Genomic DNA, 25,445 nt, shown 5'->3' with positions numbered 1-25,445 from the left:
AAAGTGGCGATTCTGCGCCGAAATCACAAAGGCCAGATCAATGGAATAAGAAGGGATGCCAACAATCCGACCGTCAGGTTAAGCGGAACACCCACCTTCATGAAATCGGTGAACCTGTAACCGCCAGGGCCGTAGACCATCATGTTAGTCTGGTATCCGATCGGTGTTGCAAAGGACGCCGAAGCCGCCACCATAACCGCAACCACCAACGGGCGCGGGTCCATTCCGACGGCCTGGGCCAGCCCGATGGCTATAGGCGTGACCACAACCGCAACCGCATTGTTGGAAACCAGTTCGGTCAGCACCGAGGTCAGCAGATAGATCGCCCAGATGATCAGGAAGGGCGGCAGAGCGCTTAATCCCGGTGCCACGGCCTCGACAATCAGTGAAACCGCACCAGAGCTGTCCAGTGACGCACCGATGGCGAGCATCGCGAAGATCAGCGCCAACAGGCGACCTTCGACAAAGGAGAACGCCTCGTCCGCGTCGATGCAGCGGGTCAGAAGAACCACGGCTACGGCCACAATCGATAACAGCAGGATCGGCGCGACACCCAGCGCTGCAAGGACGACGATCCCGACCAGCGCGCCAATTGCAATTGGCGCATGGCTGCGACGGAAGGCGCGTGCAGAAGGTTGGCTGACATCCACCATGTCCATGTCCGCCGCAAGGCGCTGGATATCTGCCGGGGCGCCCTCCAGCAGTAATGTATCCCCTACCCGAACCACCAGATCATCCAACTGGCGACCGATATTCTGATTGCGACGGTGAACGGCCAGCACATAGACACCATACCGACGCCGAAGTCGCATCATTCCAAGGGTCCGACCCACCAAACGGCATCCGGGTGTGATCAGCACCTCGACCGTCTTGGTCTCGACAGCAGAAACCTGATCCACACGCTTCAGCTCTTTGTTGCTCTGTAGGCTCAGAAGTTCGGTCATCTCGGTGCGCAGAACTACGCGGTCACCGACCTGCAATTCAACGCCCTTCAGATTGCGCCGCAGCGATTCATCGCCCCGGACCACGTCGATCAGACGCACGCCGGGGCGTTTGAACAACTGAACGCCGGTCACTTCACGCCCGATCAGGTTGCTGTCGGGCGGAATGACCGCTTCGGTGAAAAACTTCATTCTGGACCGATCGCTGAGCAGCGAGGCCATGCTATCCCGCTCGGGCAACAATCTGGGGGCGATGAAACGCAGATAGATCATGCCGTAGATCACCAGTGCAATCCCCAGCGGCGTGACCTCGAATATCGAAAAAGCTTTCATCCCCTGCGCGCGGGCCACACCATCCACAAGCAGGTTGGTGGACGTTCCGATCAGTGTCAGTGTCCCGCCAAGAATGGCGGCATAGCTGAGCGGAATTAGCAGCTTTGACGCGGGTACGTTCAGCGTGCGGGCGATCTGAACAAAGACCGGGATCATGACCACAACAACGGGCGTGTTAGACACAAAAGCCGAGGCCAGAACGACAAACCCCATCAGCAATCCGATGGCAATGCGCGGGTTGACCTGCGCCTGCCTTTGCGCGGTCGACGTGAAGGCGTCCAAGGCCCCGGTCCGCACCAAGGCCCCCATGATGATGAACATCGCCCCAATCGTCCAGGGCGCGGGATTGGACAAGACCGCCAGCGCGCTTTGATAGGGCAATATCCCTGTGACCAGCATCAGTGAGACACCGCCGATGGCCACGACCTCGGTCGGATAAACCTCGCGCAGGAACATGACGAACATGCTCGCAACAATCAGCAGCGCCAGAATTGCGCTGCCCGTCTCTGTCAGTGAAAGGAAATTCATTCGTGGTATTCTGTCCGAACCCTGGCCCAAGCGCCTGATGACATGCAGTTTCACGCATTGCGCGTGGCAGGGCAAGCCCGACGTTCGTTAATCAGGCCCGGCTTGTTCCAAACGCCCACCAACGCGCACCATGCGAACAGATTTGGCCTGACCGTCGCGATCATCCGTTTCGACGAACACTCCGCTCAGCGTGGCCTCGCCATTGGCAGGGGTAAACCGGGTCTTGGGCATCCCGGTTATGAACCGGCGCATCGGTTCCTGCTTGTCCATACCAATGACCGAGTCATAGTCGCCGCACATGCCCGCATCCGTCAGATAGCCTGTGCCGCCCGGCAGAATCTGCGAATCCGCTGTCGGTACATGGGTATGTGTGCCCACCACAAGGCTGGCGCGCTTGTCGCAATAGTGACCCATGGCCATCTTCTCGGACGTCGCCTCACAATGCATATCGACAATGATGGCTTGTGCCTGCCCGCCCCTGGGGTGCGATTTCAGGATGGGCTCTATGGCCGAGAACGGGTCGTCGAATGGCCGTTTCATAAAGACCTGCCCCAACACCTGCACCACCAGAACCTTGCGCCCTCCGGGTGCGTTGAACAGCCGGTGCCCCCGCCCCGGCGCGCCCTTGGCATAGTTCACCGGGCGCACGATGCGCTGTTCTTTCTCGATATATTGCAGCATGTCTTTCTGGTCGAACGCATGGTCGCCCAATGTCAGGCAATCTGCACCGGCATCCAGCAGCAGCTTGGCGTGATCGCCGCTCAACCCCATGCCGTTCGACGCGTTTTCGCCATTGACCACAACGAAATCCAGCCGCCATTCGTCGCGCAGGCGCGGCAAATGTTGCTGAACGGCCGCGCGCCCCGCGCGCCCCATGACATCACCAAGAAACAAAATCCTCATGATCCGGGTCGTAGGGGCTGTGCTGGGCAATAACAAGGCGGAACCGTGAAATTTAAGTTGAGCCCGAACTTGAAATTGCTTGCAGGCGTGGCAAAGTCTTAGCCATGCGCTTATATCAAAAGGATATGTTGTGAAGTTATTGGCAATATTGACATTCGGCCTTGTGGTCGCTTCGGGCGTTATGGCGCAAGGCACAAAGACATCCATGCCCAATCCCGCGGCAACCTTTTGCGTCGAGAATGATGGAGTTTACCAACTTCGGAAGAACGAAGACGGAAGCGTCTTTGGTGTCTGCATCCTGAAGGACGGCACGGAAGTGGATGCCTGGGACTATCTACGCGGCCACTTTCAGCAATGAGGCTTAGAACGTCAGCACCCGGCTTTCCGTGATAACTATGTCCAACGGCTGATCGGTTGGCTCCAGCGGCAGATCCTGCGCCTCTTGCGCGTCAAAAGCGAAACCGATTGCCAGTGTCGCGCGCTTGCCTCGCAATCCTTCCAGCGTGCGATCATAAAATCCACCGCCATATCCCAGACGCCCGCCGTTGGCATCAAAAGCCACCAGCGGCACGATCAGGATCTCGGGGTCGAAATAATCATCGACCTCGGGCACTCTGGCACCGAATGGGCCGTCTTTCAGCGGTCCTTCCGGCGTCCAGCGCGAAAATTTCAGCGGTTTTCCAGCGGCTTGGATCACTGGAACACCAACAGGCCCATAAGCCGAAGCTTCAGCCATGGCGGATACCGGGTCGATCTCGGTCCGGATCGGCATGTAGCCTGACAAGGGCACACCGCGATAACCCGCCAGAACCTCGGACAAACGTCCGGCTGCACCGGGAACACGCGTGTCGAACGCGACCTTGCGGCGCGCAAATGCCGCTTTGCGTGCAGCTGCTTTGATTTCAGTCAGATCGGTCACAATAGCACCACACTGGCAAGCCCAAGAAAGATGAAGAACCCCATGACATCGGTTGTGGTTGTCACAAAGGTTCCTGACGCCAGAGCCGGGTCAATTCCCAGACGATCCAGCACCACCGGTACTACCGTACCTGCAAAGCCCGCGATGATCATGTTCACGACCAAGGCTGACCCAATCACGACACCCAGCCAAGGTGAACCGAACCACAGCATCCCCACGGTCCCCAGTACAATGGCAAAACAGAGCCCGTTCAACATGCCCACCAGCAGTTCCCGCCTGATAACGCGCATCACGTTTGAATTGGTCAGGTCGCGCGTCGCCAGTGCGCGCACTGCAACGGTCAGCGACTGAGTACCCGCATTGCCCCCCATGGATGCAACAATCGGCATCAGGATGGCCAGCGCGACAAGCTGGTCAATTGCCGCCGCAAATTGCGAGATTACCAACGAAGCACATATCGCTGTGCACAGGTTTACCGCCAGCCACGGCAACCGTCGCCGACTGGTCGCCGCGACACTGTCGGACAGAGAGCTTTCGTCGCTCACACCGGCAAGGCGCAGGATGTCTTCTTCGTGCTCTTCATCCAGAACGACCATCGCGTCATCGATGGTGATCACACCAACCAGACGCCCATCGGCATCCACTACAGGGGCCGAGATCAGGTGATACTGGTTGAAGGCGTAAGCCACGTCCTCCTCGTCCTGATCAACGGGGATGATGTGAAACTCCTCTTCCGCCAGATCGCGCAACGGCACCTCACGACGGGACGCCATCAGCTTGCCCAATGTCACCTGCGCTGTTGGTTTCAGGCGCGGATCGACCAGAACAACATGATAGAACTGCTCGGGCAGATCGTCATTGGCACGCATGAAGTCGATGGCCTGACCGACGGTCCAATGCTCGGGCGCCATGACGACCTCGCGCTGCATCAAACGACCAGCCGAATTCTCGGGGTAAGCAAGCGCCTGTTGCGCCGCTAGCCGCTCGGAATCTTCGAGCGCGCCCAGAATGGCTTCCTGCTGCGGTTCCTCAAGATCTTCCAGAAGGTCAACGACGTCGTCGCTTTCCATCTCGCGCACGGCTTCCGCCAGAACCTCGGGGGTCAGGACGGCGATGATTTCCTCGCGGACCGCTTCGTCCAGTTCAGACAGGATGTCACCGTCAAATTCCTTGTCATAAAGCCGGATCAGCCGCGCCCGGTCATAAGGATTGATCTGCTCCAGAAGGTCAGCGATATCAGCCGCGTGCAGTGGCTCCATCAGCTCAATCAGCTTGTCGCGATCATCCACATCGACGGCGTATAGGATCGCCGCCACTGTCCGGCGATCCAGTGCATACGCGTCTTCGTCGTGGGGCAGATCGTGTTCGGCTTGATCACTGCCTGTCGTCATGCGCTGCCCCCTTCTTTCGGCGATTGGCCCCTAAATAGAAGAAGCAGCTACCAGAAAACAATGACAATGCGCCGATTTACCCACTTCTTTCGTCTGCCTATGCTACAGCGCGGTCCCAAACAGGTGGAGAACAGGGCAAATGGCGCAAAAGACGCTTTTGAAAGGGCGCGTTCTGAGTTTCACAGGCTCACCCTTTGACGGAGAGCCAACCGAAGCGACCCGATTGGACGAAGCTGTCGTGATTGACAAAGGGCGCGTTGCCGATGTCGGCGCGTCTGATGCGCTGATGCGGCGTCACCCTGATGCCGTCATCAAGGACCATGGCAATCACCTGATCATTGCAGGTTTCGTTGACCCGCATGTGCACTACCCACAGACGGCCATGATTGCCAGTTGGGGTAAGCGGTTGATCGACTGGCTGAACACCTACACCTTCCCGGAAGAGATGAAGTTTGGTGATCCTGAATACGCCTCTGAAATCGCCAACCGTTATCTGGATCTGACTGCCGCCCATGGCACCACGACGATGTGCAGTTTTTGCACCATCCACCCCGAAAGCGTGGATGCCTTTTTCACTGCCGCGCTGCAACGGGGACAGCGCGTGGTCGCGGGCAAGACCTGCATGGATCGCAATGCGCCTGAAGGTCTGCGTGACACAGCCCAGACCGCCTATGACCAATCTGCCGCGCTGCTTGAGAAATGGCACCGTGTCGACCGCCTGTCCTATGCCATCACGCCCCGGTTTTCACCGACGTCCACCCCTGAACAGCTTGAGGCCATGGGCGCGCTTTGGGCGGAGCATCCCCATTGCCTGATGCAAACACACCTGAGCGAGCAGACAGACGAAATCGAGTGGGTCCGCTCCCTGTTTCCCGATGCGCGGGACTATCTGGACACTTACGAAAAGTTCGGGCTGCTGGGGCAGAACGGACTTTATGGGCATGTCATCCATCTGGAAGACCGGGAACGCGATCGTCTGCGCGAGGTTGATGCGTCGCTGATCCACTGCCCCACCTCGAACACCTTCATAGGGTCGGGTCTGTTCGACATGAACGGCTTGATCCACGATGGCCACCGGATCGGTTTGGCAACGGATACCGGTGGCGGATCAAGTTTTTCAATGCTTCGCACCATGGCTGCCGCATATGAAATCGGTCAGTTGCGTGGGCGCCCCCTGCATCCGGCGCAATTGCTGTGGCTGGGTACAGTCGGGTCGGCGCGCAGCCTGCGGATGGATGATTGCATCGGCAACATTGCTCCGGGAATGGAGGCGGATCTGGTCGTGATTGATCTCGCCTCGACCCCGGCCATCGCCCAGCGCGAAGCTTGTGCAAACGATGTTTGGGAGGCAATCTTCCCGACCATCATGATGGGTGATGATCGGGCTGTGGCCGAGGTCTGGATTGGTGGGCGGCAGGCCGCCTAGGCCTGCAACCCCTTGGCAAGACTGTTTTGACGCTCAATCACGCGGGGCAGGTCAATCGTCGTGATATGCCCATCCCGCACGATCTGGCGGCCTTCGACAAACAGGTGCTTTACTTGCATCGGACCGGCCAGAAGCAGAGCTGCCGGGTCCCAGCTGCCTGCGCATTCGATACTGCGCATATCCCAGACAGCGACATCCGCGCGTTTTCCCGGCATAAGCCGCCCGCAGTCGGGACGCCCCAGCACATCGGCCCCGCCACGTGTTGCAATCTCCAATGCTTCGCGGGCCGACATCGCATCCGCCCCATTGACCACCCGTTGCAACAGCAGCGCCTGCCGGGCCTCAAGCATCAGATTACCGTTGTCATTACTGGCCGAGCCATCAGCGCCGAGGCCTACCTTTACCCCCGCATCGCGCATCGTCCGCACCGGCGCGATGCCTGATCCCAGACGGCAGTTCGAACATGGGCAATGAGCGACACCAGTTTTCGTACGTGAAAACAGATCAATCTCGGCCCCGTCCAACTTGACGCAATGAGCGTGCCAGACATCCGGGCCAGTCCAACCCAGATCTTCGGCGTATTGACCGGGCCGACAACCGAACTGAGCCTGTGAATAGGCGATATCTTCATCGTTTTCAGCCAGATGTGTATGCAACATCACGCCTTTGTCCCGTGCCAGAAGGGCTGCATCTCGCATCAGGTCCCGGCTGACGGAAAACGGTGAACACGGGGCAAGACCTACGCGGCACATCGACCCTTCTGACGGATCGTGAAAAGCATCCACGACGCGGATCATGTCGTCCAGAATGGCAGTTTCTTCTTCCACCAGACTGTCCGGAGGCAGGCCGCCATCGCTTTCACCAATGCTCATCGCGCCACGTGTCGGGTGAAATCGCATCCCCAACTCGGATGCGGCAGCAATCGTGTCCTCCAGACGCGAACTATTGGGGTAGAGGTACAGGTGATCGGAACTGAGCGTACAGCCTGACAGCGCCAGCTCTGCCAAACCGATCTGGGCCGAGGTGAACATCTCGTCCGGTCCGAACTTCTCCCAAATCGAATAAAGTGTTTGAAGCCACCCGAACAGCAATGCGTCCTGCCCGCCCGGCACCGCGCGGGTCAACGTTTGGTAAAGATGGTGATGGGTGTTCACTAACCCGGGTGTCACCAGACAGCCCGAAACATCGTGAACCTCGCCTTGTGTCTGCAATCCGTGCCCGATCCCCGCGATCTGGCCGTCGCGGATCAGAATGTCCGCCGCGGGGAGTTCCTGCCGGGACTCGTCCATCGTCAGGATCAGATCAGCGTTTTTGAGTAGGATTTCTGTCATGTCGCGCTCCTGCATCTGCCCGTCTCTTGCAAGGAGTGCGAAGGTCGGCGGAAAACGGGCTTAAGAACCGACCGGGTATTATGTACCCGCCATCGGTATCTGCGACAACTGGTTTCAGAACCGACGCAGGATATTAAGTGCCTCTGCATGTATTTCTGCGTTGGCTGCGGCCAATGCCCGACCGCCCTCATGCGCCGGGCCGCCTTGCCAATCGGTCACAATTCCGCCTGCCGCCTGAATAACCGCGATAGGCGCCTGAATGTCATACGCGTTCAGCCCTGCTTCGATCACCAGATCTGCCTGCCCAGCGGCCAACAAGGCATAAGCGTAGCAGTCCATTCCATATCGGGTCAGTTGCACCTGCTCCGATACGGCCTGAAACCCGGCCCGGTCATCCGGGGTGCCGACTTCAGGAAAAGTGGTGAACAGCGTCGCTTGCGCCAGAGACTTCGTCCCCCGTGTTTGCAGCTTACTGGTCCCCAGTGGCCCTGTAAGGTGCGCACCAGCTGTCGATCCGACAAAGCGTTCGCCAATGTAGGGCTGATCAATCACCCCCATGACCGGCCCGTCTGCTGTGCTGAGCGCGATCAGAACGCCCCAGGTTGGTGTGCCACTGATAAACCCGCGCGTGCCGTCGATGGGGTCCAGAACCCAGGTTCGGCCACTGCTGCCCTTGTGCGCACCGTATTCTTCACCCAATACGCCATCTTCAGGGCGCAATCGGGACAGCACCTCTCGCATGGCTTTTTCAGCGGCCCGATCCGCCACGGTGACGGGGTCAAACCCTACGGTCAGCTTGTTCGCAGTTTCCAGGTTGGTCTGACGAAAAAAAGGAAGAATGGCCGCGCGTGCCGCTTCGGCCATTTCTTCTGCAATTTCAATGTCGCTTAAACTCGCCGGATGCATGGCGCTCTGGTGCGTGCATTACCTGACAAAGTCAAGCCGGTCTGATCAGGCGACGTCGCTGAGGACACGTGCAAGTTCAAACAGGCGGCGGCGCTGGTTTTCCGGAATTGCGTAGTAAGAGCGAACTAGATCCAGGGCTTCTTTATCGCCCATCAGATCGGCTGGAACAGATTTCTTTTCCGCGCTGCTTTTCTGGGCCTCTTCCAGACCTTCAAAGAAGAAGCTGACCGGTACGTCCAATGCCTCGGCAATGTCCCACAGGCGGGACGCGCTGATTCGGTTGGCTCCGGTCTCATATTTCTGGATTTGCTGAAACTTGATACCAACTTGCTGCGCCAATTGTTGCTGGGTCATCCCAATCAGCCAGCGGCGATGCCGAACGCGCTTGCCCACATGGACATCGACGTGATGAGTCATTGGTATTCTCCTCTACTACACACACTTTTGTACGGGATCGTGCGACGTCCGAGATCGCAATACCAATAGGGGCTTCCTTAACCGCCCCCAAATCCGGACTGTGCCGTCCCCCGTTACCAGCACTGCTTGCCAATATTGCCGGTTTTGAATTTTTTTTCAAGCTGGTTGAGTCGATTCCCCTTCACAAGGGCTGTGGTTGTATGCGTCAAATGCCCTGCCCGCTGTTCGCGTGGCCCGGCTGGATATGCGACAGATTTTCAGACGTTTCAGGACGCCGCGCATAAGGAATTGACATCTCGCACAGCCCACGTGCCTATGCCCCAAGCACGTGAGGAACCAAATGAAGGCCTATTGTATTAGATCTGACGGGGCAGTTGCCCAGCTGTGCGATGTACCGAAACCCGAGCCGGGTGAGGGTCAGGTGCGGGTTGCGATCAAAGCCTGCGGGTTGAATTTCGCTGATCTGCTGATGCAGAAAGGCACGTATCAGGATACACCGCCTGCGCCGTTTACTTTGGGTATGGAAATCGCCGGTGTCGTGGATACCATCGGTCCAGGTGTGTCCACCCTGAAGCCGGGAGACCGGATCGCCGTCTATTCCGGTCAGGGCGGTCTGGCAGAATATGGCGTTTTCGACGCCGATCGCGCGATCCCGCTGCCGGACACGACCCGTTTCGAAGACGCCGCAGCGATCCAGATAGCCTATGGCACCAGTCACATGGCCCTTGACCACCGTGCCCGGCTGCAACCCGGCGAAACGCTTCTGGTCACCGGCGCAGCAGGCGGTGTTGGGCTGACCGCGGTTGAAATCGGCAAGCTCATGGGTGCCACCGTCATCGCACAGGCCCGCGGCCCTGAAAAGCTGGCCGTTGCCCGCACCGCAGGGGCCGATCACCTGATTGATGCCGCAGAGGATCTAAGGGCTCGGGTCAGATCGCTTGGCGGCGCGGATGTCGTTTATGACGCAATCGGCGGCGATGTGTTCAAGGCGGCCTTCCGCGCCACCAATCCCGAAGGCCGCCTGCTGCCCATCGGGTTTGCCGGCGGGGAAGTTCCGCAAATCCCCGCCAATCATCTGCTGGTCAAGAACCTGACCGTGATCGGCTTTTACATTGGCGGGTATCTGAAATTCCGGCCAGAAGCCGTACGCGAAAGTTTTGACACCCTTTTCCGCTGGCACACCGAGGGCCGCATCAATCCACACATCAGCCACGTCTTGCCTCTTGATGAGGTCGCGCAGGCCATGCGGTTGCTGAAAGAGCGAAAATCGACAGGCAAAATTGTGATCACCCCCTGACCGCAATCAGCCCACCACGGCGCGCAGCTGTGTCCCCCCAAGCAGGCGAAAGTTCTGACGCACTAACTGCGCCAGCGCTTCGACAACCGCGTCTCGACCCGGCTCTCCACCATACAGGTTGATCATATGCGCAGGCAGGTCCGGTAGCGCACCGCCGCCTTCGATCTGTTCAAGATGTGCGGCTTCGGTACCTTCCAGTGCCGCATACACTGCCAGATCAGCGCTGACCGTGGCCTCGATTGTGCGGTCGTTTTCAGTTTCCACCGACAGCTCCCAGGGGATACCGGCCGCATCCAGCGCCGATATCACCTGTGGTCGAAACAAGCAGCGACGTCCAAGTGCCAAAGGCAGCGGACGCTTACGCCAGGCCGACCCGCCCGGCGCACCTATCCAGCGCAAGGGCAGCTCTGCAATGGTTTCCGCACCGTCCACCGACGACGGTTCCGTGGTCAGGATCACGTCACATTCGCCGCGTTTGTACATCTCTTTCAATTGCAATGAATAAGACGACACCAACTGAACTCGGACTCGCGGGAAATCCGCGTTGAACCGTTGCAGGACCCGTGGGATGGCCGGGTAAACTATGTCGTGAGGAACCCCCAATACCACCTCACCTTCAAAGGCCTGATCGGTCAGTTTCGAGATGACCTCATCATTCAACGCGATCATACGGCGCGCATAAGCCAGCAATTGTTCACCGGACGCGGTCAGGGCAATCGTTCTGCCACTGCGGTCCAACAGCTGAAGGCCAAGCAGCTCCTCCAGCCGTTTCAACTGCATCGAGACCGCAGATTGCGTCAGATGCAGGAAACCTGCAGCGCGCGTCACCCCACCCTGATCCGCCACAGCAACAAATGAACGCAGGGTTGTGATGTCCAGATTCCGCATCTTCACAATTCCTTATGGGTTCCATCAAAAATATTCGTTTTTAAAATATGTCATACTCTCCCATATCAATCAAGGAAATTGATGAAGACATGAAAAATCATCGAAAAAAGACGAAAGGACAATAAATATGACCCAAATTGCCATTCATCGCCCTTGCAAGCCCCAAAAGCAATCGCTCGGCACTATCATCAGGCGTGCTGTTTCCCTGAAGCGTCAACGCCGCCAACTGGCACGGCTTGATGACCGCGCCCTTCAGGACATCGGAGTCTCCAGATCAGAGGCTGATGCCGAAGCCAGCCGTTTCGTCTGGGACGCGCCGGAATTCTGGCAGAAGTGATGCAAAATCAAATAGTAACTTCATGAGTGGCGGTCGGCTGATGCGGACCGTCACTTTTGTTGCGTAAATTAGTTGGTTTTCCGCGGTAAATACTTGAAACACAGCCCTGAGTTGCCGATATTTGCCTAGAACGCTTCCCGCACAGCCGGGGGGCTGAATAATTATGTAAAGGGAGACCCTTTGATGGCACAATTCGACACGATCCGGACGGCGGCCGGCGCGCGCGCTGCCGAGATTGATGAGGGCCTGCGCGCCCATATGAACAAAGTCTATGGCACTATGTCCGTAGGCATGCTCATCACATTCGCAGCAGCCTGGGCCATCGCAGGCCTGGCAACCACAAGCGATCCGTCAGCCGCAGCAGCACAGTTGAATGCCGACACCTATCTGACATCGCTGGGCTATAGCATTTACGCGTCGCCCCTGCGCTGGGTCATCATGTTTGCACCTCTGCTGTTTGTCTTCGGCTTCAGCGCCGGGATCAACCGTATGTCGGCGGCTGCCGCACAGCTGGTGTTCTACGTTTTTGCGGCGGTGATGGGCGTTTCGATCAGCTGGATCTTCCTTGTTTTCACCGGTGAGTCGGTCATTCAGGTCTTCCTGATCACCGCAATCGCGTTTGCGGGCCTGTCCCTGTATGGTTACACAACCAAGAAAGACTTGTCCGCCATGGGCACTTTCCTGATGATGGGCCTGATCGGCCTGATTGTCGCGATGGTTGTGAACATCTTTCTGGCGTCTTCGGCGGTTGCCTTTGCAATCTCGGCCATCGGCGTTCTGATCTTCGCGGGCCTGACCGCCTATGACACCCAGAATATCAAGAACACATACCTGCAAATGGCCCATAGTGGCGATCAGGAATGGCTGGGCAAGGCCGCTATCATGGGCGCGTTGAACCTGTACCTGGACTTCATCAACCTGTTCATGTTCCTGCTGCAATTCTTGGGTAACCGCGAGTAACTGCAAACCAACGTAAGGGAAAGGCCGGTCATCAGACCGGCCTTTTTTCGTTTAGAACCAACTGATGATCGCGCTTGCCCGGTACATGAATCCTGGCGGACAAGGCGACGACGTCCGCGTACCCCGCAAAGAAAAAGCCCCCGCTAGATCAGCGAGGGCTTGATACATCAGAAGGTGTAAGACTTAGCTGCAATTCAACGGTACAGCAAAGCCCGAACTACGCTCGGACGTGCCTTTGCGGAACACATCACCGGCAGGCAGACACCCGGTGAAACGCTCAGCCTCTTGCGCGAAACCAACGCCGACCGAGTTGTCGACCTTTACGCTGTTCGTCGGTGTGCGAAGGACACCATACAAGGTTCCGTTGACGCTGACGGTGCTCAGGAACAGATTCGTATCGCTGCCCTGTAGCTGCACCGCATTGTCCGGCGTCCGCCCGCCATTGTCGATAGCAACGGCTGCCACCTTGGAGGGGTCCACTTCATCAGCCAAGAGAGTAACGGTCTGAAGTTCTGCCAGCTCGGCCGGGACATTCGTTTCAGGCGGCAGAAATGCGACGGCTCCGGGAACGTCGGAAATCGTGCGGGGTTCGCCATCGATTCCGGTAAACCCAACACCTTTGCGGTTAAACGGGTCTTCACAGGCCGCCAAAGTCAGAACGGCAATTGTGGATAACAAGATTTTTTTCATGGCGGTCAACATTTTGTGGCGGTTTGCTCAAGCGTACTTGCAGGTCGGCACAAAAAGCAAGCCACAGGCCATGCGATTGCATCGGTGGCTGATGCGCTCCTGCAACGGCCCCAGGTGGGCATGCTGACATTCTTGGCAACAAACCACCGGAACTCAACACAAAAAAAGGCTCTGCCAAGCAGAGCCCTTTTGGAAAGTCCAAATGGAACGGCAAGATTACTTGATCTTGCCTTCCTTGTACTCGACATGCTTGCGAACGACCGGATCGTATTTACGAATGGTCATTTTCTCGGTCATGGTGCGCGCGTTCTTTTTGGTCACGTAGAAGTGGCCCGTGCCCGCGGTCGAGTTCAGACGGATCTTGATTGTCGTCGGCTTCGCCATGGTTATCTCCTGCGTCCGGAAAGGCAGGGGCCTTTCGGTTGAATTCCTATGAGCGTGCGCTTTTACGCGCTACGCCGTGCATGTCAAGGCCAATCGGACGATCCCAGCCCAGGAATCGGGCACAGGTTCAACCCGGTAACGTTGGCGCACCCATATAGCTGTGAATCTGGTCCCTTTCACTGTCCGAAAGACCCAGCGCAGTGGACAATTGCCGCAAATATGCGGCCTCACGATCATTGTCCAACCGTATTGCCGCCAGAGATGTCGCATAAATCTGCGTTCTGAGCGGTGCCCCAGAATCAGCTGCCAGACCCATGACGTCGACAGGTGCGTTCAGTTGTTCCTGCACGAATGCGCGTTCCTCGTCACTGATGTCATCGCCCAACTCTCCGAGGATCGTTTCTTTCTCGTGCTCGTCCAGCTCGCCGTCTGCCTTTGCCGCCTGGATCATCGCCCGCAACATGAGCTTGGCCTGAGCTTCCATGGCAGCCCCGGCTGGTGTTCCGCCAAACACCGTCTCCATCATGTCGGTGGTCTGCTGGCTGCCAGTTCTGGCCGCCCCCTGCATCGCATTCAAAAGCCCGCCAAGACCGGCGGCACCTGCGGCACCTGCGGCACTGCCACCCAGCCCCATCTTACCCATCATGTCCTGAAGGCCTGTCGCACCTCCGGGAAGGCCGAACTGTTCGGCCATTTTGCCAAGCTGATCCATACCAAGGCCGCCGCCTGCGCCTTGCATCATGTCCTGCAAGCCAGCCATTCCGCCCATTTTCTGGTATTTCTCCATCCCCTTCGCAGCCGCGAAACCAACTGCAACGGACGCAAGTGTCTTCATAAAGCTCATGACAATCCTCCCGGTTTTCAAAATACGCCCCAGTTCTATCAAAGGATTGCAAAGGCGAATACCACGTTCAACCCCCACGGGATTCCGGACTGAATTTCCAAGCCGATGAGGACCAAAAGACAGTGAGTAAGTTTGTACATATCACGATATCGTGATAGGTTTGCCGCAACTGATACGTCCAAGAGGCCAACTTCAGGCTCGACGACCAAGGCAGTGTGAACAGGTAATGCCCGCGCGGAGCAGTGTTGTTTTACGCAGCTTTTCTTGGGGGGCTATCATGACAGAATGGGTTATTCAGGGCGAAGAACTGGCCAATTGTAATTGCAATTTCGGCTGTCCCTGCCAATTCAGCGTTCTTCCATCACACGGAAATTGCGAGGCTGTTGTCGTTTTCGACATCGAAAGCGGGCATTATGGCGATACTGATCTGGCCGGTTTGCGGGCAGCAGGTGTTTATCACTGGCCGGGACCGATCCACGAAGGCAATGGTCAGATGCAACTGATCATTGACGAAAGTGCTACAGCCGAACAGCGCGCAGCATTGCAGGCCATCATGACCGGCGAAGACACCGATGAAATGGCGACCATGTGGTACGTTTACAGTGCGATGGCCCCGACGAAATATGATACGCTTTTTGTCCCAATCGAATTGAACTGGAACCGCGATGATCGTAGCGGCTACGCCAATGTTCCGGGGGTCTTCGACGTCGAGGTCAGCCCGATTCCACATATCGTATCGGGCGCCGCGCACAGGGCATCGATCCAGTTGCCGAACGGCTTTGAGTACCGCCACGCCGAGGCTGCCTCGGGGTCGGCCAAAACAACGGGCGGCGAAATCAGCCTTACCTTTGATGCCACGCACGCCCATCTCGCACATCTGAACCTCTCGGGTCACGGTGTTCTGGGCGCGTAGCCGGAGACCCTCTCATGACCAGACAGAGTGCGACAGCCCCTGCCGGGGCGATTGAGCGGCTGTTGAGGCAGGACAATGCAATCGTGTTGGGCAGCGTCCTTCTGATCATTCTTGCTGCCACCTGGTACACAGTTGCCGGCGTCGGGATGAAAATGTCTGCGGTCGAAATGACCCGCATGGCAGGCCCGGTTGGGGAGCCCATGCAGATGGGTTCCGCAACCGCCTGGAGCCTCGGTTACACTCTGCTCATCTTCCTGATGTGGTGGATCATGATGATTGCCATGATGACCCCAAGTGCCGCGCCAGCCGTGCTTTTGTTTGCAGCGACAAAGCGCATGGGCCCTGAGAAAGACCGCGCCGCAACGTTCAGCCTGTGTTTCCTGTTGGGCTATCTGGTGACCTGGGCTGCGTTCAGCCTGACTGCAACGGCATTGCAGTGGGGGTTGGAACATATCGGGCTGTCGAGCGGGCCGATGATGACAATCCGCTCTGGCCCCTTCGCGGGATGTGTTCTGCTGGCTGCCGGATTCTATCAGTTTTCAAGTTTGAAGAATGCGTGCCTTCGTCACTGCCAGAGCCCTGCAAGGTTTCTGGCCGGTCACAACCGGCCCGGACCCTTCGGCGCTCTCAGAACCGGAGCCCTGCACGGCACGTATTGCCTGGGCTGTTGCTGGGCTCTGATGTTGCTGCTTTTCGTCGGTGGAATCATGAACCTCTACTGGATCGTTGGCATTGCCGCCTATGTTGCGCTGGAAAAGCTTCTGCCGACAGCCCGGTGGCTGGTGCCGGTGTCAGGTGTGGCGCTTATCGGCGCAGGTCTTTGGCACATCGCGGCACCGCTGATCTCCGGCATCTGACGCAAGACGGCCCCCGGGGCGGCTGACTGAAAGGCCCTGTGATTTCTCGTTAAAAAGGAGGTACCAATGCCTGTTTTCATTACCTACGCAACTTACTCGCAAGCTGGTGTCAAAGGCATGTTGCAAAAGCCCGAGAACCGAACCGGCCCAGTGAAAGCATTGCTGGAGAAAGTCGGCGGTCGACTGCTGTCCTTCTACATGACAACCGGCAGCAATGACGTGGTCGTGATCAGCGAAGCGCCAGACGGAACAGATGCTGTGGCGGTCGGCATGGCGGTCGCGGCATCGGGTGCGGTCACGAACATAGAAACGGTTCGAGCCTGGACTGCGGACGAGTTCGTTTCGGTCACTGAGAAAGCCGCAAGATTGGCGGGGACCTACACGCCGCCCGGAGGATAAGTAGATACGCGCGGAGGGCCTGTAAGCCGGATCTTGTTCCGGGGTTGCCCCCTTCGATGACCATTCCTCTAGGCCGTGCATTGCTGCACGGCTCAAGCTGCCAACCCGGTCCCTCTCGGCCAAGACGCGCTTAGCGGCGGTATCGGCTTGCGCCGACCGGCCCGCGCGGGGACCCTATTTGGCATTGCTCCCGGTGGGGCTTGCCGTGCCGCCACTGTTGCCAGCGGCGCGGTGGGCTCTTACCCCACCGTTTCACCCTTACCCGGGGCCGAGGCCCTGGGCGGTCTGATTTCTGTGGCGCTTTCCGTCGGGTTGCCCCGCCCGGGCGTTACCCGGCACCGTTGTCTTGTGGAGTCCGGACTTTCCTCTCGGGCATACGCCCCAGCGGCCATCCGGCCCTCCGCGCCTGGGCTGGGTAGGCTTTGCGGTCTGCGGCGTCAAGAGCTGACAGGTCCGAGAAGGGGCCAGCCCCTTCTTGGCCTGCGGCCAATTCAACCCCGGGATATTTTTGGCCAGATGAAGAGCGGATCAGGTTGTTGTGTCCGACGGGGTGACCGCATTCATATCCGCCATGTCCAGCGGACCTTTCGCCCAGGGGCGAAATCGCAATCGGACAGCGGCCAGCAGTTTTGCATCGTCCACGGGGGCGGTGAAACCTGCCATCCGAGCAGAGGCGCGAAATGCTTCTGCATCGGGTGACATCGGATCAACTCCTGTGCCGCGCGGTTTGGCCAGCGCTTGCTTTTCGAGCCTGTTCCAGTCGAAGCGCGGCCCAGGATCGCATTTACGGCCGGGCGCCATATCGGAATGCCCAATGACCCCGGACGACGCAATGGACCAGCGGGTCATGATCAGGGGCAACAACTGTTCCAGCACCGCCATTTGCGGCTGCGAGAACGGATGTTTGCCGGTGTTATCCAGTTCAATCCCAACCGAGCGCGAGTTGATGTCGTCCTTGCCGTCCCATTCCCCTGCGCCGGCATGCCAGGCGCGATCTTCTTCACGCACCATTTGCCACAGGGTGCCATCACCCCCGATCAGGTAATGAGCCGAAACTTCGGAAGCCGGGTCGCATAGGCGATCCAGAGCCGCCTGCGCACCGTCCATGGCCGTATAGTGGATCACGATCAAGGATGGCACCATCCCGCCCCGGCGCTTGCCGAAATTCGGAGACGGATGCCAGATCGGCGTTAAGGCGTCAGTTGTTAACGGCACTGCGGAACGGGCTGGGGTCCCAGCCACAGGCGTAGCCGTCGCCATCCGGGTCCAGACCCTTGCGGTCACGTTGCGGACCGCCGTTGGACAGGAATTCGATCTGAGCCTGATCCGGTGACGGGAATTGCGCGCAGTTCCGCTGTGACTTGGCTTGCAGGTTGAAACCGGAACGGCTGTAGAGTTGTGTGCCCACCGGATTGGAGGTGCTCAGCGCATATTGTACGATATTCGGTTGGCCGCTCGCCGTGCGCTCAGGCACGGCGGTTGGCGCGACGACTTCGTAGGTCTGGCGGTTTTGCTCAATCCGGGCGGCATCGGATTGGATGCTGCGCCTCTCGGACACGGCTGCGAAGTCCTGCTCGTCAGAGATCGCACTGCTGCTGGAGCCGGAAGCCGGCGACACGGGGACCGCGGATTGCCCGGACGTGCTGGCCAACGCAGCGGCAGTCTGGTTGGCGATGTCCGCATTCTCGCCCGTTGCATAGGTCGATGCTCCCGACGCGCCCAGCGGTTGCTGGGAAACATCGACCGGAGCCAGTAGCGGATTGATCGCTCCACCCTGGCCCGCCAATTGAGCCTCGCGCTGCGCCTGATATTCAGGCGTGTTAAAACCCGTGCTGGTCAACGGCGCGACATTGGTGCAAGCCGCAGCCAGTGTCAGGGCCGGGACCAAAAGCAAAACACGCATTGTTTGGCTCCGTTTTCAGAAATCCAGTTGCCCGAAGGCTTACCACCATTTGCCGGGCTTGGCCACAAATCCGGCTGCGTTCTCCAGCGCATAAGCGGTGTTGAGCAAGTCACCTTCTTCCCACGGGCGCCCGATCAGCTGCAACCCCAAGGGAAGACCTTGTGCATCCAGCCCTGCGGGGACCGAGATACCGGGCAAGCCAGCGAGGTTCACGGTAACTGTAAAGACGTCGTTCAAATACATTTGAACAGGGTCCGCCTCGGTCATTTCACCCAGACCGAAAGCCGCCGAAGGGGTTGCCGGTGTCAGAATGGCATCGATACCTGCGGCAAACACGTCTTCGAAGTCTTTCTTGATCAATGTCCGGACCCGGCGCGCGCGATTGTAATAGGCGTCATAGAAACCTGCGGACAGCACATATGTGCCGACCATCACGCGGCGCTGCACCTCGGGGCCAAAACCTTCGGCGCGGGTCTTTTCGTACATCTCGGTGATGCCATCGCCCTGCGCCAGCTGTGCGCGGCGGCCATAGCGAACACCGTCATAACGGGCGAGGTTCGAAGACGCCTCGGCCGGGGCAATCACGTAATAGGCGGGCAGTGCGTATTTGGTGTGCGGAAGCGAGATGTCGACAATCTCGGCACCCGCAGCTTTCAGCATCGCTGCGCCATCGGCCCAGAGTTTTTCGATCTCGGCGGGCATGCCGTCCATACGGTACTCTTTCGGGATACCGATCTTCTTGCCCTTGATGTCACCGGTCAGCATGGCCTCGAAATTCGGGACGGACAGTTCGGCACTGGTCGAATCCTTGGGGTCATGCCCGCACATGGTTTCCAGCATGATCGCTGCATCACGTACGTTCTTGGTCATTGGTCCTGCCTGATCCAGCGAGGACGCAAAGGCGACGATGCCCCACCGCGAGCAACGACCATAGGTGGGTTTGATGCCCGTGATGCCAACGAAAGCCGCAGGCTGGCGGATCGAGCCTCCGGTGTCGGTACCTGTCGCAGCCAGGCACAAATCAGCAGCCACGGCAGATGCAGACCCGCCAGACGAGCCGCCCGGTGTCAGTTGCGCATCATCGTTGCCACGGCGCCACGGGCTGACCGCATTGCCATAGGTCGAGGTTTCGTTGGACGATCCCATGGCGAATTCGTCCATGTTCAGTTTACCCAGCATCACCGCGCCTGCATCGGCCAGTTGCTGAGAAACGGTGGATTCGTATTCCGGCTTGAACCCTTCCAGGATTTTCGACGCCGCCTGCGACGGCACACCCTTGGTGCAAAACAGATCCTTGATGCCGATCGGCAGGCCACACATCGACGGTGCGTCGCCACGCTGGATCCGCTCATCCGCAGCCTTGGCGCGCTCCATTGCAAGTTCGGGTGTCTTGTGGACAAAGGCGTTCAGCGCATCTGCCTCGTCAATGGCTTTCAGGCAGGCGTCGGTCAGCTCGACAGAAGTGACGTCACCTGAGCGCAGCGCATCGCGCGCCTCGGCCAGACCCAGTTTGTTCAGCTCGCTCATGTCTTACTCCACCACTTTGGGAACTGCGAAGAACCCTTCGCGGGCGTCAGGGGCGTTGGCCAGCACCTTGCCCTGCTGGTTGCCGTCGGTCACCTCGTCCTTACGGCGTTTCAGCCGCATCGGCGTGACCGAGACCATCGGCTCGACACCTTCGACATCCACTTCGTTCAGCTGTTCGATGAATCCGAGGATGGTGTTGAACTCGGATGCCAGCGCCGGCAGCGCGTCATCCTCGACCTTGATCCGGGCCAGTTTGGCCACTTTGGCGGCGGTGCTTTGGTCAATCGACATCGGCTTCCCTCATCTACGTTATGGGGCGTTTACCTGTCTGTCGCGGCAGTCGCAAGACCGCTGCGCCATGGGCCGTCCCGAGTTTAAGTTCCGCCGCATGACACCCGCCATTCAAAACTGAATGAGTGGTATGCAAAAAAGTAAACTAATTAGTTCAATATTGACCTTGAAAACTGAACTGTACTGTTCATTTCTAGTTGTGCGACACAACGCAAACCGGAGAAAAACATGAAACCCCTGATGATTGCCGCAGTCTTGTCCGCCACCTTTTTGGCCGCACCGGCCATGGCCCTGGGTATCGACACAAGCAACCTGACACGCACTTTGACCTTCCCCTCGCCCGTGACGGAACCGGTCACTCAGGACAAGGTTAAACCTGCAAAGTGATGCGCAGGTTCCGGCTGGGTCGGATTTCCCCTCTCCGACCCGGCCAAAGCGCATATTCGAGGGTGCACAGCCCTAAGCGAGTCGTTAGCATTGCTGCAAATACCAAAAGGGAACTGCATAAGGCACTTGCGGTTCTGACAAGCAAGTGGAGCAGCTGATGAACACGCAAAAACAAGCGGTCCTGGATGCCATCGATGCGGCGAACGCAAATGACCCCAATCGCGATGATGGCCGCCCCGAAGCGCGGCTTTACGGCGAGCGCATGAGCGCAGAGCTTGACCGCCTGTTTCCGGGCGCGTCCGACGCCTTGCAGATTGCAGCGCGTGGTCAACATGTCGAGCGGTGGAAACTTGCCCGCAATGAATTCCCAGAAGGTCGGGCGGGTTATCTGGCCTGGCGCAAGGCGCAAGGTGTGCATCACGCGGACGTGGTGATGAGTTTGATGACCCAAGAAGGCTATGACGCTGAGCAGGCCGAAGCCGCGGGTCGCATGTTGCGCAAGCAAGGCATCAAACGCGATGCAGAGGTGCAGGCGCTGGAAGATGTGATCTGCTTTGTGTTTCTGAAATGGTATTTCCAGCCCTTTGCGGCGAAACACTCAGCCGAGAAAATCCAGAGCATTGTTGAAAAGACTGCCCGCAAGATGTCGCCCGAGGGCCGCGCACGGGTTTTAAGCGAATTCGACCTGCCGGATCATCTGGCCGCAGCCTTTCAAGACTGAGAAAAGGCCAACGCCGTTTCATCGACCGAATAATAAACCTGAAGGATGGTCACGACAGGCCTCCGTGCCATATGCTCATGATCCACGAGTTTGGGTGACGCGGCCCCTGATGAGAGCCGCACGATACACTTCGATCATCCAGCCCAGCATAATGGCATTCAGGATATGCCACATGAAATGTGTCCCCACCGGCCATTGGCCGCAGAAACGCATATCGAGGGCACGGAAGGTAATCGACAAGATCAGGATCAACGCCCCGATTATCAGTCCTTTGGCCAGAATCGGATCACGGCCGCGCAAAAGAACAGCATAGATCAGGATCAGCAAAGGGACCGGCGCATAAACCGCCGACCCTCCAAGCCCCGGAACCTGTTGGAACAGTGGGACAGCAGCCGTCGCATAGGGAAGAAAAAGAAGCATTCCCCCGAGCGCCACCCCCAAAGGCATCCTCCAGATGTCTTTATTCACCGCGAAAATATAGACCAATATGAACAACAGTATGGGCGCGACATCCGCCAAAGCCGCCCATACCTGCGCATGCGTGTGGAACAGGTAACTGCCAAACCCGATGATCGCCAGAAGCGCCACCAAAACCTTGGCCAGCGGCATGTTCTGATTGCGCACCCGCCGCCACATGACCCATGCGCAAATCAGAAAAGCAGCGTTTGTGACCGCGTTAACGGGCTCGGCCCAGTAGGCTGGAGACAGCCGCTCGCAGTACCCGTCTATTTCACGAAACCAATCCATGGAAATTTACTTATCCGATGTTAGGCTACCGCCAACAGAATGATTGGGAGGAAATAATTATGAACATTATCTGGTTGGGCCATGGAAGTTTCCGTATCGAAACCCAGGGACAGGTGCTGCTAATCGACCCCTGGCTGACCGGCAACCCGGTCTTGCCCGAGGAACAGCATGACGCCGCCGTTGATGGCGCCACCCACATCCTTCTGACCCATACGCATTTTGACCATGTCGTCGACGTTCTGCCTTTGGCCAAACACCTGAAGATTCCGGTTGTGGGACAATATGACCTGATGGGGTACTGGGCCGAAGCCGAAAGCATCGAGACCATTGGTTTCAACAAGGGCGGCACGGTCAACCTGAACGGGGTCAAGGTAACAATGGTCCCGGCCTCTCACAGCTCGACCTTTTCGACACCGGACGGCCTGCGCACAGGCGGCAGCGAGGTCGGCTTCATGATCAGTGCCGAGGGGCGCATGCTTTATGTTTCAGGTGATACCGACATCATGGCCGACATGGACTGGATGGGGGATTACTACAAACCCGATATTGGAATCCTGTCAGCGGGCGGGCATTTCACCATGGATATGAAAGCTGCCGCCTACGCCGCCAAAAGATACTTCAACTTCAAGACGGTAATTCCCTGCCACTACAAGACCTTCCCGATTCTTGAGCAATCCGCTCAGGCGCTGGCAGGTGCTTTGCCGGGTGTAGACGTCATCGAACCGCAAGTTATGCAGGCGATAAAGCTGTAGGGATGATATGACCAGCGACATTGTCCCTTCACCGGAACTGATCGCAGTTGTACGGCGATGGAATCAGGCCGTTCATGACAAGGATCGGGCTGCGCTGGTCAATATGCTGTCATCCTCGGAACACCTGCGGTATCAGGGCTCGGCGGATGAAGAGGCATGGTCCGGGCAGGTGTTTCGGCGTGGCTTCGCCGATCACACCAACGAAATCCCGGACTATGACTGGCAGGAACATTCGCTGGAAGCGTTTGAATGTGGGGATGTAGGCTGGGCATTTTGCGAAGCGACGCTGACCTTTCATTCGAACGGCAATTCAGCCTGGCACCGCTTTACATTTGTTCTGCATCTGGAAGATGGCGTCTGGAAAATGGTGCAGCTGCATGTGTCTAACCCGACCTCGAACATGGAAAAGATCGGCATCGAGCATTCGGTGTTGAATGCACTGATCGAAGCCGCAAAACAGGAGTTCACACAGGATCAGACCGAGGGAACCGCTTCGGTCATGTTCACTGACATTGTCGGGTCGTCAGATATCACCTGGCACTTGGGTGACAAAAAATGGGCCCAGCTTATTTCCGGCCATTTTGATCTGGCTGAACACCTTATCCAAACCCATCAGGGACGGCTGGTCAAATCCCTTGGGGATGGCACGATGTCGATCTTCCCGACGGTCCAGGATGCGATTCAGGCAGCAATCGAGCTGCAAAGAAAGAACGCATTGGCAAATTCCGAAACACCTCTGGGTCTGCGGATTGGAATTCATACCGGCGACGTCATACAGAAAGATGAGGATTTCTTCGGGTCCGTCGTCAATAAGGCCGCGCGCGTGACAGACGTAAGTGGCCCGAATGAAATTCATGTCACCGACGTGACCAGATTGCTGGGCAGCCCGGAGGGCGGTCTGAGGTTCAGCTCGCCAAAATCGGTCGCACTGAAAGGGTTCGGCGGGCAGCAGACAGTGTATCGCCTGGACTGGAACTGACAGTGGCCGTCCTGTCAGATCACGGTCATTTTTCTATTCGTTTTTCCGCGAAAAAATCCAGCAGCAGGTTTTCACATTCTTTGGCGGCTATGCCGTCATAGACCTCGGGCTTGTGATGTGCTTGCGGGTGGGAAAAAACCCGCGCGCCATGGGCCACGCCGCCGGATTTGGGATCGGACGCCCCATAGTAAACGCGCCGGATGCGCGCGGCCGCCAGTGCCGCTGCACACATGGCGCAGGGTTCCAGTGTCACATAGATATCAAATCCGGGCAGTCTTTCAGATCCGGCATAGGCACAGGCCGCGCGCAAAGCCAGGATTTCTGCATGCGCCGTAGGATCGTTCAACTCACGAGTCCGGTTTCCTGCCACCGCCACAACAGAGCCGTCCGGCCCGACTATGACCGCACCAACGGGCACTTCGCCGCGATCCGCTGCTGCGCGCGCCTCACACAGCGCCTGTTCCATATGCGATTTGAACACCATGCCCCTGACTGCATCAGAAACCTGCCTTTCGCAAGCGCGCGGGATAGGGTATGGCCCAGACATGAACAAGACCCCTCCTCCTGGCGACCGGATCGCCAAAGTCCTGGCCCGTGCTGGCGTCGCGTCGCGGCGCGAGGCCGAGCGCATGATCGAAGCTGGCCGCGTGGCCGTGAATGGCAAGACCATCGACAGCCCCGCCCTGAACGTGACGGCGAAAGACAAGATCGTGGTCGACGGCAAACCGGTCTCGGAACCGGAACCCTCGCGTTTGTGGCTGTATCACAAGCCTGCTGGGCTGGTTACGACAACCCGCGACGAAAAAGGGCGCGATACGATTTTCGACAAGCTGCCCGAAGACATGCCTCGGGTGATGAGCGTTGGTCGGCTTGACCTGAATTCCGAAGGTCTGCTGCTGCTGACTAATGATGGAGCTATCAAGCGCAAGCTCGAACTGCCCGCGACCGGCTGGTTGCGCAAATACCGTGTGCGGGTAAACGGCCGCCCGAAAGACGAAGATTTCGAACCTCTGCGCAAAGGTCTGGTGATTGAGGGAGAGCGGTTCCAGCCGATGACCGTCACGCTGGATCGCCAGCAAGGGGCCAATGCCTGGCTGACCATCGGTCTGCGCGAAGGAAAGAACCGAGAAATCCGTCGGGCCATGGAAGATATCGGTTTTAGTGTGAACCGTTTGTTGCGGGTTTCATACGGACCGTTCCAATTGGGCAATCTGAAGCCAGGCGAAGTCGAAGAAATCCGCCGCCGCGTTATGCGCGATCAACTTGGCCTGGATTCGGATGCCAAACCCGAAGCGGCCCCCAAACGCCCGACGCGACCACAAAGAAAACGCCCGCCCATCGGCAAGAATCCCCGCAAGTGATGCAGGTTCGGCAACCTTCCCCCTAGCGCCAAGCCTGCGTATCCCCTAAATTTTCTGTGATTGCTGCTATTTGGGGAGCGTGATGTCCGGAAGCGGAGTGCAAAAATTCGCCT

The 25,445-nt window shown here is 58.0% G+C and carries 30 protein-coding genes and 1 other RNA gene; 13 read left to right on the top strand and 18 right to left on the bottom strand.

Annotation, left to right across the window (positions count from 1 at the left end):
* Positions 1–23: 23 nt before the first annotated feature.
* Both ACR0D9_RS00505 and ACR0D9_RS00500 read right to left on the bottom strand, forming a co-directional pair.
* Positions 24–1,802: an SLC13 family permease gene (locus tag ACR0D9_RS00505; RefSeq protein WP_480475795.1), complete on the bottom strand. Its 1,779-nt coding sequence runs from the start codon at positions 1,800–1,802 to the stop codon at positions 24–26.
* A gap of 87 nt (positions 1,803–1,889) precedes the next feature.
* Positions 1,890–2,705 carry a TIGR00282 family metallophosphoesterase gene (locus ACR0D9_RS00500; RefSeq protein WP_209504607.1) on the bottom strand — a complete coding sequence of 272 codons (816 nt, stop codon included), beginning with the start codon at positions 2,703–2,705 and terminating at the stop codon, positions 1,890–1,892.
* A gap of 130 nt (positions 2,706–2,835) precedes the next feature.
* On the opposite strand from ACR0D9_RS00500, the gene ACR0D9_RS00495 reads away from it, so the two are divergent.
* A complete protein-coding gene (locus tag ACR0D9_RS00495) occupies positions 2,836–3,063 on the top strand; it encodes a putative hemolysin (RefSeq protein WP_267365364.1) in 228 nt (75 codons plus the stop codon).
* A gap of 3 nt (positions 3,064–3,066) precedes the next feature.
* Here ACR0D9_RS00495 and ACR0D9_RS00490 read toward each other — a convergent pair whose 3' ends face one another.
* Together ACR0D9_RS00490 and mgtE are read right to left on the bottom strand one after the other, a co-directional pair.
* Positions 3,067–3,624 (bottom strand): 5-formyltetrahydrofolate cyclo-ligase, encoded by a 558-nt coding sequence (locus ACR0D9_RS00490; protein ID WP_480481990.1) that lies wholly within the window; start codon positions 3,622–3,624, stop codon positions 3,067–3,069.
* On the bottom strand, positions 3,621–5,015 hold the full coding sequence (gene mgtE, locus ACR0D9_RS00485; RefSeq protein WP_267365362.1) for a magnesium transporter: 1,395 nt from the start codon (positions 5,013–5,015) through the stop codon (positions 3,621–3,623). The genes ACR0D9_RS00490 and mgtE overlap by 4 nt, the downstream gene beginning before the upstream one ends.
* Before the next feature lie 139 nt (positions 5,016–5,154).
* On the opposite strand from mgtE, the gene guaD reads away from it, so the two are divergent.
* Positions 5,155–6,441, top strand: a complete 1,287-nt coding sequence (guaD, locus tag ACR0D9_RS00480; protein WP_480481992.1) for a guanine deaminase — start codon at positions 5,155–5,157, stop codon at positions 6,439–6,441.
* On the opposite strand, the gene ACR0D9_RS00475 is transcribed toward guaD, so the two are convergent.
* From ACR0D9_RS00475 to ACR0D9_RS00465, 3 genes are all read right to left on the bottom strand, one after another.
* Complete coding sequence (locus ACR0D9_RS00475) at positions 6,438–7,772, bottom strand: 8-oxoguanine deaminase (protein WP_480481994.1); 1,335 nt, start codon at positions 7,770–7,772, stop codon at positions 6,438–6,440. The two genes, guaD and ACR0D9_RS00475, sit on opposite strands and share 4 nt — an antisense overlap.
* A 114-nt stretch (positions 7,773–7,886) precedes the next feature.
* Entirely contained in the window at positions 7,887–8,678 is a 792-nt protein-coding gene (gene hisN / locus ACR0D9_RS00470) for a histidinol-phosphatase (protein WP_480481996.1), read from the bottom strand.
* Between the two features lie 45 nt (positions 8,679–8,723).
* A complete protein-coding gene (locus ACR0D9_RS00465; RefSeq protein ID WP_267365354.1) occupies positions 8,724–9,095 on the bottom strand; it encodes a helix-turn-helix domain-containing protein in 372 nt (123 codons plus the stop codon).
* A gap of 340 nt (positions 9,096–9,435) precedes the next feature.
* On the opposite strand from ACR0D9_RS00465, the gene ACR0D9_RS00460 reads away from it, so the two are divergent.
* Positions 9,436–10,392 carry an NADPH:quinone oxidoreductase family protein gene (locus ACR0D9_RS00460; RefSeq protein ID WP_480537387.1) on the top strand — a complete coding sequence of 319 codons (957 nt, stop codon included), beginning with the start codon at positions 9,436–9,438 and terminating at the stop codon, positions 10,390–10,392.
* A gap of 6 nt (positions 10,393–10,398) precedes the next feature.
* Here ACR0D9_RS00460 and ACR0D9_RS00455 read toward each other — a convergent pair whose 3' ends face one another.
* Positions 10,399–11,280 (bottom strand): LysR family transcriptional regulator, encoded by an 882-nt coding sequence (locus tag ACR0D9_RS00455; RefSeq protein ID WP_480516174.1) that lies wholly within the window; start codon positions 11,278–11,280, stop codon positions 10,399–10,401.
* A gap of 127 nt (positions 11,281–11,407) precedes the next feature.
* On the opposite strand from ACR0D9_RS00455, the gene ACR0D9_RS00450 reads away from it, so the two are divergent.
* Both ACR0D9_RS00450 and ACR0D9_RS00445 read left to right on the top strand, forming a co-directional pair.
* Entirely contained in the window at positions 11,408–11,617 is a 210-nt protein-coding gene (locus ACR0D9_RS00450) for a DUF1127 domain-containing protein (protein ID WP_267367668.1), read from the top strand.
* Between the two features lie 183 nt (positions 11,618–11,800).
* Positions 11,801–12,577: a Bax inhibitor-1/YccA family protein gene (locus tag ACR0D9_RS00445; RefSeq protein WP_209504618.1), complete on the top strand. Its 777-nt coding sequence runs from the start codon at positions 11,801–11,803 to the stop codon at positions 12,575–12,577.
* Positions 12,578–12,760: 183 nt separating this feature from the next.
* Here ACR0D9_RS00445 and ACR0D9_RS00440 read toward each other — a convergent pair whose 3' ends face one another.
* The 3 genes from ACR0D9_RS00440 to ACR0D9_RS00430 all read right to left on the bottom strand — a co-directional run bounded on the left by ACR0D9_RS00440 (position 12,761) and on the right by ACR0D9_RS00430 (position 14,495).
* Complete coding sequence (locus ACR0D9_RS00440) at positions 12,761–13,267, bottom strand: hypothetical protein (RefSeq protein ID WP_480486391.1); 507 nt, start codon at positions 13,265–13,267, stop codon at positions 12,761–12,763.
* Positions 13,268–13,483: 216 nt separating this feature from the next.
* Positions 13,484–13,651: a 50S ribosomal protein L33 gene (gene rpmG / locus ACR0D9_RS00435; protein ID WP_037309480.1), complete on the bottom strand. Its 168-nt coding sequence runs from the start codon at positions 13,649–13,651 to the stop codon at positions 13,484–13,486.
* 127 nt (positions 13,652–13,778) lie between these two features.
* Positions 13,779–14,495 (bottom strand): DUF533 domain-containing protein, encoded by a 717-nt coding sequence (locus tag ACR0D9_RS00430; protein ID WP_480486393.1) that lies wholly within the window; start codon positions 14,493–14,495, stop codon positions 13,779–13,781.
* 277 nt (positions 14,496–14,772) lie between these two features.
* On the opposite strand from ACR0D9_RS00430, the gene ACR0D9_RS00425 reads away from it, so the two are divergent.
* The 3 genes from ACR0D9_RS00425 (at position 14,773) to ACR0D9_RS00415 (ending at position 16,664) form a co-directional block, all read left to right on the top strand.
* Positions 14,773–15,408 carry a DUF1326 domain-containing protein gene (locus tag ACR0D9_RS00425; protein ID WP_480482006.1) on the top strand — a complete coding sequence of 212 codons (636 nt, stop codon included), beginning with the start codon at positions 14,773–14,775 and terminating at the stop codon, positions 15,406–15,408.
* Positions 15,409–15,422: 14 nt separating this feature from the next.
* Positions 15,423–16,265, top strand: a complete 843-nt coding sequence (locus ACR0D9_RS00420) for a DUF2182 domain-containing protein (RefSeq protein WP_480486394.1) — start codon at positions 15,423–15,425, stop codon at positions 16,263–16,265.
* Positions 16,266–16,331: 66 nt separating this feature from the next.
* Positions 16,332–16,664 (top strand): GYD domain-containing protein, encoded by a 333-nt coding sequence (locus ACR0D9_RS00415; RefSeq protein WP_209504623.1) that lies wholly within the window; start codon positions 16,332–16,334, stop codon positions 16,662–16,664.
* Positions 16,665–16,670: 6 nt separating this feature from the next.
* Here ACR0D9_RS00415 and rnpB read toward each other — a convergent pair.
* The 5 genes from rnpB to gatC all read right to left on the bottom strand — a co-directional run bounded on the left by rnpB (position 16,671) and on the right by gatC (position 20,385).
* An RNA gene (gene rnpB, locus ACR0D9_RS00410) (RNase P RNA component class A) lies at positions 16,671–17,068 on the bottom strand.
* 124 nt (positions 17,069–17,192) lie between these two features.
* Positions 17,193–17,807: an N-acetylmuramoyl-L-alanine amidase gene (locus tag ACR0D9_RS00405; protein WP_480482346.1), complete on the bottom strand. Its 615-nt coding sequence runs from the start codon at positions 17,805–17,807 to the stop codon at positions 17,193–17,195.
* 55 nt (positions 17,808–17,862) lie between these two features.
* Positions 17,863–18,567 (bottom strand): hypothetical protein, encoded by a 705-nt coding sequence (locus tag ACR0D9_RS00400; RefSeq protein ID WP_480537386.1) that lies wholly within the window; start codon positions 18,565–18,567, stop codon positions 17,863–17,865.
* Positions 18,568–18,606: 39 nt separating this feature from the next.
* Positions 18,607–20,094: an Asp-tRNA(Asn)/Glu-tRNA(Gln) amidotransferase subunit GatA gene (gene gatA, locus ACR0D9_RS00395; RefSeq protein ID WP_480537385.1), complete on the bottom strand. Its 1,488-nt coding sequence runs from the start codon at positions 20,092–20,094 to the stop codon at positions 18,607–18,609.
* A 3-nt stretch (positions 20,095–20,097) separates the two neighbouring features.
* Positions 20,098–20,385 carry an Asp-tRNA(Asn)/Glu-tRNA(Gln) amidotransferase subunit GatC gene (gatC, locus tag ACR0D9_RS00390; RefSeq protein ID WP_267365979.1) on the bottom strand — a complete coding sequence of 96 codons (288 nt, stop codon included), beginning with the start codon at positions 20,383–20,385 and terminating at the stop codon, positions 20,098–20,100.
* 228 nt (positions 20,386–20,613) lie between these two features.
* On the opposite strand from gatC, the gene ACR0D9_RS00385 reads away from it, so the two are divergent.
* Complete coding sequence (locus ACR0D9_RS00385) at positions 20,614–20,772, top strand: hypothetical protein (protein WP_209504628.1); 159 nt, start codon at positions 20,614–20,616, stop codon at positions 20,770–20,772.
* A gap of 157 nt (positions 20,773–20,929) precedes the next feature.
* Complete coding sequence (locus ACR0D9_RS00380; protein ID WP_480486400.1) at positions 20,930–21,493, top strand: DUF4202 domain-containing protein; 564 nt, start codon at positions 20,930–20,932, stop codon at positions 21,491–21,493.
* A 75-nt stretch (positions 21,494–21,568) separates the two neighbouring features.
* Here ACR0D9_RS00380 and ACR0D9_RS00375 read toward each other — a convergent pair whose 3' ends face one another.
* A complete protein-coding gene (locus ACR0D9_RS00375) occupies positions 21,569–22,240 on the bottom strand; it encodes a ceramidase domain-containing protein (RefSeq protein WP_480486402.1) in 672 nt (223 codons plus the stop codon).
* Between the two features lie 59 nt (positions 22,241–22,299).
* Between ACR0D9_RS00375 and ACR0D9_RS00370 the strand changes: the two genes are divergently transcribed.
* The gene (locus ACR0D9_RS00370) at positions 22,300–22,992 is read left to right on the top strand and encodes a metal-dependent hydrolase (RefSeq protein ID WP_480486404.1); all 693 of its coding nucleotides are present in this window, start codon (positions 22,300–22,302) and stop codon (positions 22,990–22,992) included.
* A gap of 7 nt (positions 22,993–22,999) precedes the next feature.
* A complete protein-coding gene (locus ACR0D9_RS00365; RefSeq protein ID WP_480486406.1) occupies positions 23,000–23,971 on the top strand; it encodes an adenylate/guanylate cyclase domain-containing protein in 972 nt (323 codons plus the stop codon).
* A 25-nt stretch (positions 23,972–23,996) separates the two neighbouring features.
* Here the strand turns inward: ACR0D9_RS00365 and ACR0D9_RS00360 are convergent, their stop codons facing one another.
* Positions 23,997–24,455 carry a nucleoside deaminase gene (locus tag ACR0D9_RS00360; RefSeq protein ID WP_480486487.1) on the bottom strand — a complete coding sequence of 153 codons (459 nt, stop codon included), beginning with the start codon at positions 24,453–24,455 and terminating at the stop codon, positions 23,997–23,999.
* Positions 24,456–24,516: 61 nt separating this feature from the next.
* On the opposite strand from ACR0D9_RS00360, the gene ACR0D9_RS00355 reads away from it, so the two are divergent.
* Complete coding sequence (locus tag ACR0D9_RS00355; protein WP_267365962.1) at positions 24,517–25,332, top strand: pseudouridine synthase; 816 nt, start codon at positions 24,517–24,519, stop codon at positions 25,330–25,332.
* The last annotated feature ends 113 nt before the right edge of the window (positions 25,333–25,445 follow it).

The organism is Ruegeria sp. AK11, assembly GCF_056541095.1.
This window is presented reverse-complemented; position numbering and strand designations above follow the sequence as displayed.